This is a genomic window from Nostoc sp. 'Peltigera membranacea cyanobiont' 232, from assembly GCF_002245985.1.
GTDB lineage: Bacteria > Cyanobacteriota > Cyanobacteriia > Cyanobacteriales > Nostocaceae > Nostoc.
In genome coordinates this window covers 1-14,660 of record NZ_NOLK01000180.1, presented here as the reverse complement: position 1 = coordinate 14,660, position 14,660 = coordinate 1, and the positions used below count along the sequence as shown (strand labels likewise).

Genomic DNA, 14,660 nt, shown 5'->3' with positions numbered 1-14,660 from the left:
TTAAGAGACTAATGACAAATAACTACTTTTTTTTATTGATTTTTGTTAGGAATTTGTCAAGCTGTTTTTGGCTGAGTCTGGCTGCTGAGAAGTCTGAAGGTGTATGACCGATCGCATCAGGGGATTGACAGTGGGTAATGAGCGATCGCAATGCCTCTATAAACCCAAAGGCTAAATGCTCGATGGTGTCTCGTTTATGAACTTTCTCGCTGTAAGCCCAAGTCATCTCCAATTTTCCAGCGCGAATTAGTCCGCTTACGCCTAACAGGTGGCTGCGTTGATTAAGTAAACTCTGTTCAGCTTTAAATTCTTGAGTTAAACCCAATACAGCAGATGCCGTCAGCACCCGATCGAACTGACCAAGGTAGTTGAAACTCACTTGTGCTTGGGGTAAACTCTGTAGTTTCGTGCGGATTGTTTCATCCTGATGCAAATATCGCAACACACCATAGCCGATGCCTCGGTTGGGGATGCGTCGCAGTTGTTCTTTAACTAACTTTAAAACCTCTCCGGGATGGTCAGTTTCTTCTAGCTGTAAGCTAACGGGGAATAAGGTAGTAAACCAGCCCACAGTCCGCGACAAATCCACATCTTCAAATAAGTCTTCCCGTCCATGTCCTTCTAAATCAACAAGCAGAGAACGTTCTCCCGTCCACTGGGCAAAGCTTTGCACTAAGGCGGTCAACAGCACATCATTAATTTGAGTGTTGTAGGCAGAGGGTACATCCTGCAAGAGGGCACGAGTCTGTTGTTCGTTTAAAGAAAGTGACACAGTAGCGGTTGAGGCTATGGTGTTATTTTCTTTATTTGCAGGATAGTCTACTGGTAAGGCGGTAACTTTCAAACTAGACTCACTTAGCCAGTAATTCAACTCATCTGATATCGCCTTTGATTTTGCGTATTCTTTGAGGCGATCGCTCCAATATTGAAACGAAGTTGTCTTCGGTGGTAATTTAATCGCTTCGCCACGGCTGATTTGCTGGTAAGCCGTAGCCAAGTCTTCGAGCAAAATTCGCCACGAAATGCCATCTACTACTAAATGATGGATGATGAATAGTAACCGACCAGATCGATTGTTGCCTAACCGAAACAGCACCACTCGCGCGATCGCTCCGGTAGATAAATTCAAACTACCTTGGAGTTCAGTATCCTCAGCTTTCATCGCTGTTTGTTGTTCTTCTGGCGACAGATGCGACAAATTGATAACACTAAATGGCACTAGTTCTTGGGTGGCGACGTTAAACTGCTGCCAGTTTTCCCCTTCTTGCACAAACTGCGATTCTCCTAAGGGGAGACGTGCAAAGCGCGATCGCAGAATATCGTGATGCACTAACAATTTTTGCACAACTTGCTGCAATAGCTCTGGTTGCAAGTCTGGCGGTACTTCTAGAAGGGCTGATTGGTTAAAGTAATCAGGTTCGGCGAATTTCTGCTCGAAAAACCACTGTTGGATGGGTGTCAGTGCCACATTGCCAGTCACTAAACCTTGTTCAGCTTTGACAGTCCGAGTAATTCCTGCCACAGCAGCTAACTCAGCAATGGTTTGATACTTAAATAGTTGTTTGGGGGCAATTTGGATACCCGCTTGATTAGCACGGGAAATTACCTGAATGCTGAGAATAGAATCGCCGCCCAGTTCAAAGAAGTTATCGTGGATTCCGACTTGTTTTAGTCTTAAGATTTCTGACCAAATCGCCGCTAATTTCTCTTCTGTGGGGGTCTGAGGTGCAACAAATCTATCTTCTACACTGCGTGAAAGTTCGGGGGCTGGGAGGGCGCGGTAGTCTACTTTGCGGTTAGGTGTCATCGGCAGCGCCTCTAGCAGCACGAAAGCCGCAGGAACCATGTAATTCGGCAGTTTTTGCTTCAGGAAATGGCGCAGTTCTTCGGTAGTTGCTGGCGGCTGGTGGGGTATAACATAAGCCACAAGCCGCTTTTGTCCAGGGATGTCTTCACGGGCAATCACGACAGCCTGAAACACCTGTGAATGTTGACGTAACACCGTTTCAATTTCTCCCAACTCAATGCGGAAGCCGCGAATCTTTACCTGATCGTCAACTCGACCGAGATATTCTAGGTTGCCATCTGCGCGAAATCGTGCTAAGTCGCCAGTTTTGTAAAGGCGATCCAATTTTGGATTTTGGATAAATTTCTCTGCGGTAAGTTCAGGACGTTGCCAATAGCCTCTAGCTAAACCTGTTCCGCCAATGTGGAGTTCTCCAGGAACTCCTATAGGCACTGGTTGCAGATATTTATCCAGGACATAAACCTGAGCATTGCTTATTGGTCGCCCGATCGCAACGCAGTCAGTTTCTGAGGAATTTAAGCGGTGTAAAGTGGTTATAACTGTTGCTTCCGTTGGCCCGTAACTATTAAATAATTGGGGTGGGTGGGGAAAATGAGCAATACTACTGTGCCAGCGCTTCACTTTTTCGAGTTGAGCTTTTTCTCCGCCAATAATCACCATTCTCAGCCTTTCGGGAATTCGGGAGTCTTCAGGGGTAAGTTCCGCGACTAACTGATGCCAGTACGCTGTGGGAAGATCCAAAACAGTTAACTGCCATTCTCGGCAACATCGCCAAAATTCATCGCTGGAGTGCAATATCTGTTCGGTTCGCAACACTAATGTTGCACCGACTGAAAGACAAGGTAAGATTTCTTCAACAGATGTATCGAAGCAGATAGATGCAAATTGCAGAATATTATCGCCCGCGTTAATTCCATATTCATGGGTGGCGGTAAGGGCAAAATTTGTTAGTGACTGATGTTCAATCATCACCCCTTTGGGTTTACCTGTGGAACCAGAAGTATAGATGATGTAGGCGAGGTTGTGGAGTTGAACGTCACTAATAGGATTAGCTGTACTATGTTGAGCAATTACTGGCCAGTCTGCATCTAAACAGATTGTTTTTCTGGCATAATCTGGTAGTTTCTCTAAGAATTTTGCTTGCGTCAGCAGAATGCCCAATTGTGTATCTTCGAGAATCTCAGCTATTCGCTCTTTTGGATAAGCAGGATCGAGGGGAACATAAGCACCCCCCGCTTTGAGAATGGCGAGTAAGCCGACAATCATATATAAGGAACACTCAACGCAGATACCAATTAGGGTTTCTGGTTTAACTCCTAAACTTTGCAAATAATGTGCTAGTTGATTGACGCGATCGCTCAATTCGCGGTAAGTTAATTTTTGACCTTCTTGCTGAATAGCTACAGCATTGGGAGTTAACTCCACTTGGGCTGCAAATAAATCGTGAATACACTCTTTAGCAGCATATTCTCTGTGAGTCTGATTCCACTCCACCAATAATTGCTGCTGATTCTGCGTTAGCAGTGGTAATTCTGAAACTCGCTGCTTTGGGTTTATAACTATACTCTCTAGCAAAGTTTGATACTGCTCTAGCATTTCTTGGATTGTGGCAGCATCAAATAAGTCACTGTTATATTCTAAAACTAGCGTGATTCCCTTCGCTCCCGTTTTAGAACCGTTCTGCACGCGTTGCTCAGAACGCGGTATGACGAGGAAATCTAGATCGAACTTTGACGATTTATTGCTGATGGGTTCATGTAAGCTGATGTCCAAACCAGGGAGACTCAAGTCTGGCATCGGAGAATCATGGAAGCTGAACATCACTTGAAACAGGGGATTATGACTCAGATTCCGTATTGGCTTGAGAACTTCCACTACTTTATCGAAGGGTAAGTCTTCATTGGCATAAGCTTCCAGTGTCACTTGCCGTACACGGTCGAGTAATTCTCGAAAGGTGGGATTGCCAGACAAATCAGTGCGTAAAACTAAGTTATTGACAATCATGCCAATTAACTTTTCTACCTCCTGCATCCGCCGATTGGCAACAGCCGTTCCTACGCTCAGGTCATCTTGCCCAGTATATCGGTGCAATACTACAAGGAAAGCTCCCAGCATCGTCATAAATAAGGTGACATCCTCTTGACGACTCAGAACTCTCAGAGATTCGCACAAGTTAATGGGAAGTTCCACCCTAATTTGATCGCCATTGTAAGTTTGTTCTGTTGGTCGCGGGCGATTGTAAGGTAATTCTAACAACGGTGAACTACCAGATAACTTCTGCTGCCAATAGGCCAATTGGGCTTGGGCTGACTGGCTTTTGACCCATTCTCGCTGCCAATGAGCAAAATCAGCAAATTGCAGGAGTGGTTGAGGAAGTACAGAGGAATTTCCCAATGAGAAAGCTTGATAAAGTTCTAGTAACTCACCCAAGAACACATTGAATGACCAACCATCATGAGCCATGTGATGCTCAATGTGGATTAATAAATGTTCTTGGTCGTTCAGTTTCAACAAAACCCACTTAATTAATGGTAGTTGATTCATGTCAAGAGGCTTTTGCACTTCTGCTTCAACTAGGCGTTGAGCCTCTGCTTCCCGCTCAGATTCAGGAAATATCTGGAGGTCAATCACTGTGAAGCTAATTGATTGATGTGGGTGGATTACCTGAAATAGCCGCCCATTCACCGCCGTATAAGTCGTGCGAAAGATTTCATGACGCAGGACAATTTCGTTGAGGGACTGTTGCAATACTGGTACATTGAGTTGCCCTGTAAATCGCATAGTTGCCTGGAATTGGTAGGCGCTATTTTCAGGAGCTAGTTGTTGGATAAAGTACACTCGCTCTTGAGCAAAGGAAACTGGCAATAGTCCTTCATGGGGAATGCGCTCTATAGCAGGACGTTGCCACTGTTGCTCTTTGTTACCCTGTTTGATGAGTTGAGCTAAACCAGCTATGGTGGGGTTTGCAAATATCTGCTGAAAGGACAACTCGACTTGGAAAACTTCGCGCACGCGAGAAAGAATCTGAGTTGCAATTAGGGAATGACCACCCAGACAGAAAAAATTATCATTAACTCCAATGCGCTCAAGTCCCAATAACTCAGTCCAAATGACTGCTAAAGTCTTCTCAATTGGGTTACGAGCTGCGACAAAGGTTTCTTCAAGATCGGGGCGTGTGCGATCGCAGGCTGGAAGATTCCGCCGATCTACTTTACCATTAGGGGTTAAGGGCAAGGAGTCTAGAATTACAAAGGCTGCGGGCACCATATAGCTGGGCAGTTTTTCTTGAAGAAAGCCTTTGAGGGTAGTGACGCTCAGATCGAGTTTTTGGTTAGGGACAATATAGGCGATAAGGCGTTTATCACCAGGGATGTCTTCACGGGCAATTACCACAGCCTGCTGTACATCCGAATGTTGACTCAAAAGCGCCTCAATTTCTCCTAATTCAATACGAAAGCCGCGAATCTTCACCTGATTATCAATTCGCCCCAGAAACTCAATATTGCCATCTGGTAAGAAGCGGGCTAAATCCCCAGTTTTGTATAATCTCCTGCCTCCTACCTCTCCAAACGGATTGGGGATAAATTTTTCCTCGGTTAATTCTGGACGATTCAGATAGCCTCGTGCCAAACCATCACCGCCAATATATAGTTCCCCAGGAGTACTAACAGGAACTGGTTGAAGTTTGGAATCCAGTATATAGATTTGTGTATTGGAAATCGGGCGACCAATGGGCACATTTGTAGCCCCTTCAGGAATATCCTGCACTAGATAACAACAAGCAAATGTTGTACTCTCAGTTGGGCCATAGGCATTCAGTAATCGCTTTGGCGGCCCATTTCTAAGAACTGCTTTCACAGAATTAGGATCGAGAGCATCGCCTCCAATTAGTAAGTGATGCAGGTCTTTAAATGCTTCAGGAACAATGCTTGCTAACTGATTAAATAAGGCTGGAGTCAAAAATAATATACTAATCTTTTGTTCGCGGATGTACGCAGCGAAAGACTGGGGTGAAAACACAATATTCTGAGGAATTATCACCAGTCTAGCCCCGTGCAGGAGAGAACCCCAAATCTCGAAAGTAGCTGCGTCAAATGAAGTTTTTGAAGCTTGAGCAACGCGATTGCTAGGCACAAACTGCACGTAGTTGGTATTGCATACTAGCCGATTGACAGCCTGATGCGGTACAGCTACTCCTTTTGGTGTTCCTGTAGAACCAGAAGTGTAGATAATATAAGCTAAGTTATCAGGTCTGACGTTACTATTAACGTTTTCTTGGCTATGTTGGTGAATCAATTCTCTGTTTGTATCCAGACAAACCAACTTCGCCCCGCTTGCTGTTAACCCTGCAACGAATTTTTCTTGGGTTAAGACCACCTGGACTTGTGAATCTGAAATTATAAACGATAGACGCTCTTTAGGATAGGTTGGATCTAGGGGTACATAAGCTCCACCCGCCTTGAGAATTCCTAGTAGTCCGACGATCGTTTCAAGCGAACGCTCAACGCAAATCCCTACCAGCACCTCTGATTTTACACCCAAACCTTGCAGATAATTTGCTATTTTGTTGGCTCGGTAATTCAACTCTTGATAAGTTAGCTGTTGCTCTTTGAAGACAACAGCTTTACTTTCTGGAGTTTTTTCTACCTGGACTTCAAACAATTCATGTATACACAAATGTTTGGGATAATCTATTGTTGTATTATTCCATTCAACTAATATTTTATGTAGCTCATGCTCAGTTAAAGTAGAATAATCATTAATAGACTGAGGAGAGCTAATTACAATTTCTTCCATAAAATTTAGTATATAAAAAGTTGCGCTATTGCACTAATAATAAACGTATGGATATTAAATCCCAATACGGTTCAGTTAAGCCTTTCTTTCTTTCTTTCTTTCTTTCTTTCTTTCTTTCTTTCTTCTCTCTGCGTCCTTCTCTACGAGATGCTACGCGTAGCTTGCTTCCCCGCAGGGATATGCGGTTCGTTAAAAAAAATGACTTTGGTAAAAAGTTTTAGCCTTAACTGTATTGGATTAAATCCTACACCGAGTAATTATAAATTACTAATGGCTTTAATTTAGAAAACTAGCTGAATGATGGCCTTTGAGTTTTAATCCGGTGAAATCGGACTCATAGGCCATCTTCTTTATTCACCGTAATTCGGTGTTTAGCAAAGCTGTCCGTACAAGAAAGGAATCCCTTAACTTAGTACAATTAAACCTGGCATTTCACCGAATGTCATAGTGAAATTATTCTTCAACAATTTCAACTGTTTTTGGTTGATTAAACTCTTCGGTATCAATAATGACTTCTGGGCTAAGTTGGTTTTTCAATTTGAGTTTTAGCTCCTCTGAAATGGGTAAATCTTTAATTTCTTTGAGGAGATATCTCACTGATTCGGTTTTGCTCCGTTCTGCATAAATGGCCTTAAGAATAGCTTCAATTCCATATCCCGCTACAGTATCTCCTATAACGGTTATTAGACCAAGCAATCCTATACCTCCAACGATGCCAAATGGCCCTCCCAAGGCTGTGATGGCAGCTGCAACAGCCGCAGAACTACCTCCTGATGCGACTGTTAGAACCACGAGAATTACACCAGGAAGACCCAGCCCAGCAAGTTTTTTAACGATTTCGTCCATTTTAATTACCTAAAATCCTTCTATTCTTGGTTAAAACGTTACTAAGGGTACGAGATAGAGTCTTTGTAAATAAAGAAACCTATCTCAGAATCTAGACTAAGCTAGATAAGAGTCATTCGCGATCGCATTGGGTTAATATTTTTTGAGTTTTATTTCTATTGACCCTAATCTGATAGTTCAGTGTTTAGTTGAGGCGATCGCTAATTTTTCCATTGATGGCAGATATAGCGACTGTTCTAGGTGAGGCTAAATAATTTTTGCCCGTTGGATCGCCACTGCGTCCTTTAAAATTGCGATTGGTTGCATAAATGCCTGTTTCTTCTTTTACCAAAACTCCCAATCCAGAATTAATACAAGCCCCACAACCTGTCTTGAGAATCTGCGCCCCTGCTTGTTCAAAAATGTCAAGATAGCCTAACTCTTGGGCTTGTTCTCGAATTTCCATAGTTGCAGGTACAATAAACAAGTTTACGCCGTCCGCCAGATGGCGACCGTTCAAAACTTCCGCAGCCTGAGCCAAATCATAGAGTTTTCCACCGGTACAAGAGCCAATAAAGGCTTTGGTAATGGGAATATCCTCTAACTGACTAATGCCCACTACCCGATCGGGTTTCGGGGGACGTGCAACTTGTGGTTCTAAGTTACTAAGGTCAAATTGATAAATCCTTTCGTACTCAGCATCAGCATCCCCACTAATTTCTGTAAAATCTTGGGAACTACGGTTTTTTACATATTCACGTGTCACCTCATCAGGAACAATTAAGCCACATATTGCCCCACACTCAACTGCCATATTAGCGAGAGTCAGCCGTTCATCAAATGGTAGTTGGGTGAGAATTGAGCCTCTAAACTCCATTACCTTACTGGTAGCGCCAGCACAGCCGATTTGTCCCAAGATGAATAGCATAATATCCTTGGCACTGATTTTAGAAGGTAAGGTTCCAGATAACTCAAATACTAGGGTTTGGGGAACACGAATCCACATATCTCCTGTGGCATAAATATTCGCCATATCTGTCGTACCTACACCCGTAGAGAAGGCCCCTAATGCCCCGTAGGTGCAGGTATGGGAATCTGTCCCGGCAATCACCATTCCCGGCCGGACAAATCCTTTTTCTGGGAGTAAAACGTGGCAAATACCTGCTGCTTCGCCTGGAGAAACTATATCAAATAAGTGACATCCTTGGTCTTGAGCAAACTTAATCATCTGTTCGTACATCAGATGAGCTTTGTTGTCAGGACGAATGTCGTTAACTTGGATAAAGTGATCTGCTACTAAAACTACCCGTTGGGAGTCCCATAACTTTGCCCCTTCTCCAAACTGCTGATAAAATACCTTGGCCACAGGCCCGGCTACAGCATCATGGGATAATGCTAAATCGATTTGGGCAAAAACCACCTCTCCAGGTTTGACGAAGGAATTACCGGAGGCTTTCGCTAAGAGTTTTTCTACTAAAGTCATGGGTCGAGTGGATGTCAGGCTGCGAGGAATGGTAATCTGACCCTGACGACGCATCTGATTAAAAGCCATTAGCCCGCCTGCTGCTGCGATCGCATCAACTACTGGATTCTGCTCTTTTTCCCCAAAAATTTCGAGGGGAAGTCCAATATTGATACTATTCCGATAAAAAATCTCTGCGAAGGATCGCGCCCGAATTTTCTTAATTCCCGCAGCTTGGAGAGCAATGGGGGCAACTTCTCGACTGGAACCACAGCCAAAGTTTTCTCCGGCTTCAATCCCATCATATTTTAGTAGTTCACCTTCGCCAATCAGGTGTTCTAAAGCATACTGTTTTAAATATTCAGGGTCATCTGTTGTGGCACGATTGGCAGGAATAATATCATCAGTATTAATATCATTTCCCAGATGCAAAATGTTATTGGCGTTACTCATGCATAGATAGCTCCTAATTCCGAATATTGCCCAATTGAAAGTTCTTCTATTAAAAGGTCAACTAAGGTTTGAGTGTTGACTAAAATTTCTTCTCCTTGAGGAGACAAATCGGCTGTGCGATATCCTTTGGCTAAAATTCGGTCTTGTGCTTTAATAATCCGTTGGGCAGCTTGCACTTCGCCCCATTGCTGAAGCATTAAAACACAGGCTCCGAGAGTTCCCAGGGGATTAGCAATTCCTAAACCTGCAATGTCTGGGGCTGTACCGTGAATGGCTTCGTATAAACCAAACCCGTCAGCATTCAGACTGGCAGATCCTAATAAGCCGATGGAACCAACTAATGCACCACCAATATCGCTGAGAATATCTCCAAACAGATTTCCCGCCAAAATTACATCAAACTGTTGTGGATTCAAAACCATAAGCATGGCTAAGTTATCCACCAGCATTGGTTGAATAACAACATCGGGAAACTGTCTGGCCTCTTCTTGTACTAGACGAGTCCAAGGTAAATGGGGCAAGGCATTTTCTTTGTGGGCTACGGTGAGTAATCCTCGGCGGTTTTGGGCTTGCTGTAATGCTTTACGAGCGATCCGACGAATTTCTTCATCGGAATAGCGCATCGTATGATATCCGTAAGTTCCTTGGTCATCTGAAGCTCGTCCAGATGGCCCAAAATAGATGCCACTGACTAGTTCTCGAACGATGAGGATATCCAGTCCTTGAACTTTCTCTGGTCGGAGGCTAGATTTATGCAGGAGACTTTTAACGCTACGGATGGGGCGAAGATTGCAAAAAAAGTCGAAGTGCTTTCGTAATTCTAGTAATCCCCCTTGGCTAACAGCACCAAATACAATTCCATCGGCTCCATCGCATAGTTGGGCGGTGGCTTCAGGGAAGTAACTACCAAATTGCTCAAAGGCAGTTGCACCAAGCCAGCCATAGTCTACCTGCAAGGTAAATCTTTCAATTTGAGCAACATGTTGGAGAATTTTTAAGGAAGCTTCCACAACCTCTGGCCCAATCCCTTCCCCAGGAATAGCGACAATCCGATAGTTGTGATTACTTAAAAACCCCATTTTCCCATAACTCCAATACTTCGTTGGCTGTAAAATAGCGTTCTTGCTCAATAGCAAGGGATTTAATTACTAAGCGCATTTTCTCGTATTGCGTTCTGGGTAGAGGATTTTGCATTTGCTTTTCAAACAGATATTGGAAATTACTAACTCCACTCCATTTGCCAAATACAACGTCTATGTTGCCGTGAGGAAAAATTGCAAAGCTGTTGGGGTCTGAAAACAAACAGTTGACATGAGTCCCAGTTTCATGCCATTGAGCAGTTTCAGAGTATGGGGGGGCTGGACGAACTCCTAATTGCTCAATGTAATCAGTCACAGGAGCGATCGCTTCATAGTTAATGCCCTTGACTTCAATTCCAAAGCGGACTCGTAACCCATTCAATACTTGCTCTATGGGAATATTTCCCGCACGTTCCCCAATCCCGCTAAAGGTACCGGATACTAAAGTTGCTCCAGCCATGAGCGACTGAAGGGTATTTTCGAGAGCCATGCCCATATCATTATGGTAGTGTACCCCAAAAGCTACCCCTGTGGTGGATTGGAGCAGGTCGCTAACCCAGATATAGCTCTTTTCTGGACTGAGAATCCCCACCGTATCACAGAGAATGAAGTTTTCAATATAAGGACTGCATGAGTGGATACATTGCACTAAAAAGTTAAAATCGGCTCTAGAAGCATCCTCTGCGGCGAAGTCTACTCTAAGTCCGGCGATCGCAGTCGCATAATGCAAGTTTTCGACAATTAAATCAATCGCATTTTGGCGAATTCGATCGATTACATAAGCGGGGATATCGTCCTCTATGGTTTTCCCTTTAAACTCTTTCACCAGACGGATCTGAGGATCTCTTAAAAAGAGTAGTCGATCGGAAACGGCATGGAAAAGAATAATCCGCTTAACTCCACAGTCCTTGGCTAAATCGATAAACTGCTTGTTCATTAAAGTAGCCGCCAAAATCTGACTATCCAACCCCTCCGAGATTAATGTTTTTACCAGTTCAGCTTCTAGTTCGCAGACACAGGGCATAGTGTCGATTCCATTAACTCCCGTTTTGGCAATTAAATGGGCGAGTTTTTGTTTGTTTGGGTAAGAGAAGAATAGACCTGCTTGTTGTTCTCCATCTCGCAGAGTATCATCATAAATCTTGATAGGAAGGGTTTCCATTTCTAAATACTCATATTAAGACTTATTCTGATAAAATGGCACACAACTCATCGATTTCTTGATTTTTTTCTTGAATCAGGATGTTACCTAAAGTTTGTAACTGCCGCACATTTTCTAGTTTGGCATTATCTATTGCTTCGAGTTCGCTTTTTAAGAATGTTTGGAATCGATAATAAGAAGCTTTATTACCTTTTTTACTAGACTCAAACAACCTTTCTAATTCTCCAGCTACTACTTCACTTCCACCGTCAAGCACAATATTTAACAGTGGTTTTGCCCATTGTAATAGTCCCCATTGTTTCACTTCGTCATAAGGGTAGACGCTCGTTAGGGAACCAGTACCTAAGGATACTAATAAGATATCCTCTATGTTCAGGACTTGTTTGTTTTCTTGCCTACTAATTTGCGCTTCTAAAATCGCCAAATTAGCGGGATTATTAGCGACTACTCCGCCATCGACTAAAGTATAGAAGCCATTGGTATTATGGGAACTAGAAACGCGATAGGGAGCGAAATAAGTTGGAGTTGCACTAGTTGCTAATGCCGCATCCGTGAGCGTAAACCCTGCACATAACTTGCGAAACTTTTTCGATTCTGTCTGTTGTTTTTCCAGCTTGTTTGTAAAGAATATCGGAATTCGCTGCTCGATATCGTAGCTAGTTACAAAAACTTCTTTGAGATTATTTTCTAGAGGAGTATCGCCAAAATATTGTCTAATAATTTCTTCTCTGCCCTCGGAAGAATATTTTGGTTGAACGAATATATCTTCTAGCTGACCGAGTACTTTTTCCCAGAATGGCTCGTAAAATATCTCAGCCCCATACTCAATATATATTTGCAAGAGATCCTCAGCACTATATTGGGCAGTGGGTGAGGTATCAATTGCCTCTAAATCTAATCGGGGTTTAGTTAATCCCAGTGCCAGAATTCCTCCGCTTGAAGTGCCAGAAATTAAATCGAACAAACTAAAAATTGGCTTTTGTGTCCGCTTTTCAATTTCTGCCAGGATCATTGTGGGGATAATGCCTCGAATACCGCCTCCATCAATGGCAAGGATTTTATATTTGGGATTGGCTTTAGTATTCATAGTTTTTTGCGATCGCTCCTGAGTTGATGTTTGTGGTTGCTGTTGAGTATTGACTGCAACTTTGCTTTCCCTGCTTTGGTCTTTTTCGGCTTTTTTATCTGTTACTTGGGGAATTATAGGGGTTGGAATGTTGGGAGATTTTTGGCTTTGTCTCTTTGTCCCTTTTTTTGCTTTTCCTTCCTCTGTCGGAGATACTGTGCTAACTTCAACGGGAGGAACCTCAATCGATTCTGGATTAGCAGTTTCTTCAACGGGAGGAACCTCAATCGATTCTGGATTAGCAGTTTCTTCAACAGCAAGAATCTCTGCAATCGACTGGCTTTCCACTTCCGAACTACTAGCTGTTTCACTATTCGATGATTGTGTAGTTCCCAATGGAATTTCTGCTAAATCCCAACTAGGATTGCCACGCAAGGTTCCATTATGGGCATTTGCTGTCTGGTCTTTTACAGTTGTCCCTTGTCCTTCATTTAATTTCCAATAAGCGACTAATCCAGCTTCATTTCCAACTAGAGGCTGATAGCGATGACTCTGGATTTCTACTGGGGGACAGGGATAATTCCAGACGCTAATGTTAGCTAATTGTCCTGTGAAGTATATTTGATTGTGTAAAGTTGCGCCCAGTGTTACAGAACTAGTTGCTTTGTTTAAAGCGTCACCTGTACAATAGCCAAAATACTCACTCTCGTCAAGATATATAGTCAGTTGACCCTTATTAAAAACAATGGCAAAGAAGTGCCATTGTCCGATAGTTAATTCTCCATTACCAAAGGTTTTGAGAACATTGTCAATTTTCTCATCAATGTATACATCTAGGTTCCCTAATTCACTGATTCCGAACTCAAAATTATCACTGTATCGATCTGAAGAACGAGCAAAAAAAACATTATGCGTTCCATAAGTAGTGGCTCGTTCTGTTAACTTATGAGGATTCACCCATCCTGAAATCGTAAAGGCGGTACTTCCGTGAGCAAAAACACCACTTAAATCATTTTTGCCAAAATCGATGTAATCGTCTTTGCCATCAAACGTGATAACTGATTGGCTATATACGTTATCTGTCACAATAGTTGAATCTCCAAATAAAATAATTAGTCAGTCAAAATTTTAATATTATCTTCTTGTTGAAAAAAACTAATAATAACCAGATACTGTCAGCTTTTATCATCTATTTTATTAATTCTGATTGCAATTTATAAACCGCTATGAACTAATGCTTTTTATTTTTAAAATGTCAAAAACATAAATTAGCTAGCTTTTTTTAGCTAAGGTACATCATCTAGCCTTACAAATAGTCTCAGATTTATCAAGAAAATGCAATAGCAGGTAAGACAATATTAAGTAAACAATGAAGTGGACAGTTAAGACAGTTAAGACAGTTAAGACAGTTAAGATAGTTAAAAATTAAGACAGTTAAGACAGTTAAGACAGTTAAGAGGGGAATTAAAATATTTAAAACAGTTAATAAATAATAATTAGCATCTGTAACTTTTTGCAGCTAAGTTCGGTAATTCTTATTATGACTGGAGGTTAAACTAGTTCTCGGTGCAAAACTCCAAACCTTTACAGCAGCGCTATTTGAATTTAAATGTAGACAGTTGATGGTGTAATGCAGCGTTCTCTTCTGGCTAAGGTATGAACTATCGTGTGTCAATTCGCAATTATACAAGCCAATGTACTTGCACAGACAAGAGTCTATAGTTACGGTGCGATCGCAAAACGGTAAGGGAACTCCAAAAAATAAATTATTCAATTTGTCTACTCAACTAGACTTCTTTCTTCCTTGTCTCCCTTGTCTCCCTTGTCTCCCTTGTCTCCCTTGTCTCCCTTGTCTCCCTTGTCTCCCTTGTCTCCCTTGTCTCCCTTGTCTCCCTTGTCTCCCTTGTCTCCCTTGTCTCCCTTGTCTCCCTTGTCTCCCTTGTCTCCCTTCTCTCCCTTGTCTCCCTTGTCTCCCTTGTCTCCCTTGTCTCCCTTGTCTCCCTTCTCTC

At 42.6% G+C, this 14,660-nt stretch carries 7 protein-coding genes; all 7 read right to left on the bottom strand.

All coding sequences use genetic code 11. From position 1 onward, the window contains the following. Positions 1-22: 22 nt before the first annotated feature. On the bottom strand, positions 23-6,604 hold the full coding sequence (locus CDG79_RS34400; RefSeq protein ID WP_094346113.1) for a non-ribosomal peptide synthetase: 6,582 nt from the start codon (positions 6,602-6,604) through the stop codon (positions 23-25). A 453-nt stretch (positions 6,605-7,057) separates the two neighbouring features. Further along, positions 7,058-7,450, bottom strand: coding sequence for a hypothetical protein (locus CDG79_RS34395; protein WP_094346112.1), 393 nt, complete (start codon positions 7,448-7,450; stop codon positions 7,058-7,060). 184 nt (positions 7,451-7,634) lie between these two features. Continuing rightward, entirely contained in the window at positions 7,635-9,344 is a 1,710-nt protein-coding gene (locus tag CDG79_RS34390; protein ID WP_094346111.1) for an aconitase/3-isopropylmalate dehydratase large subunit family protein, read from the bottom strand. Further along, positions 9,341-10,423, bottom strand: a complete 1,083-nt coding sequence (locus CDG79_RS34385) for an isocitrate/isopropylmalate dehydrogenase family protein (RefSeq protein ID WP_094346110.1) — start codon at positions 10,421-10,423, stop codon at positions 9,341-9,343. Before CDG79_RS34385 ends, CDG79_RS34390 begins: the two co-directional genes overlap by 4 nt. Next, positions 10,407-11,585 carry a 2-isopropylmalate synthase gene (locus tag CDG79_RS34380; protein ID WP_094346109.1) on the bottom strand — a complete coding sequence of 393 codons (1,179 nt, stop codon included), beginning with the start codon at positions 11,583-11,585 and terminating at the stop codon, positions 10,407-10,409. Before CDG79_RS34380 ends, CDG79_RS34385 begins: the two co-directional genes overlap by 17 nt. Positions 11,586-11,607: 22 nt before the next feature. After that, positions 11,608-13,737, bottom strand: coding sequence for a patatin-like phospholipase family protein (locus CDG79_RS34375; RefSeq protein WP_094346108.1), 2,130 nt, complete (start codon positions 13,735-13,737; stop codon positions 11,608-11,610). Positions 13,738-14,430: 693 nt separating this feature from the next. Next, positions 14,431-14,660, bottom strand: a 230-nt coding sequence (locus tag CDG79_RS34370; RefSeq protein ID WP_189525230.1) for a hypothetical protein, incomplete at its 5' end; no start/stop codon positions are given.

Excerpts from the sequence above, each read along its gene's own strand:
- CDG79_RS34385 (WP_094346110.1), bottom strand. The coding sequence starts at position 10,423 with ATGGGGTTTTTAAGTAATCACAACTATCGGATTGTCGCTATTCCTGGG.
- CDG79_RS34380 (WP_094346109.1), bottom strand. The coding sequence starts at position 11,585 with ATGGAAACCCTTCCTATCAAGATTTATGATGATACTCTGCGAGATGGA.
- CDG79_RS34400 (WP_094346113.1), bottom strand. The coding sequence starts at position 6,604 with ATGGAAGAAATTGTAATTAGCTCTCCTCAGTCTATTAATGATTATTCT.
- CDG79_RS34395 (WP_094346112.1), bottom strand. The coding sequence starts at position 7,450 with ATGGACGAAATCGTTAAAAAACTTGCTGGGCTGGGTCTTCCTGGTGTA.
- CDG79_RS34390 (WP_094346111.1), bottom strand. The coding sequence starts at position 9,344 with ATGAGTAACGCCAATAACATTTTGCATCTGGGAAATGATATTAATACT.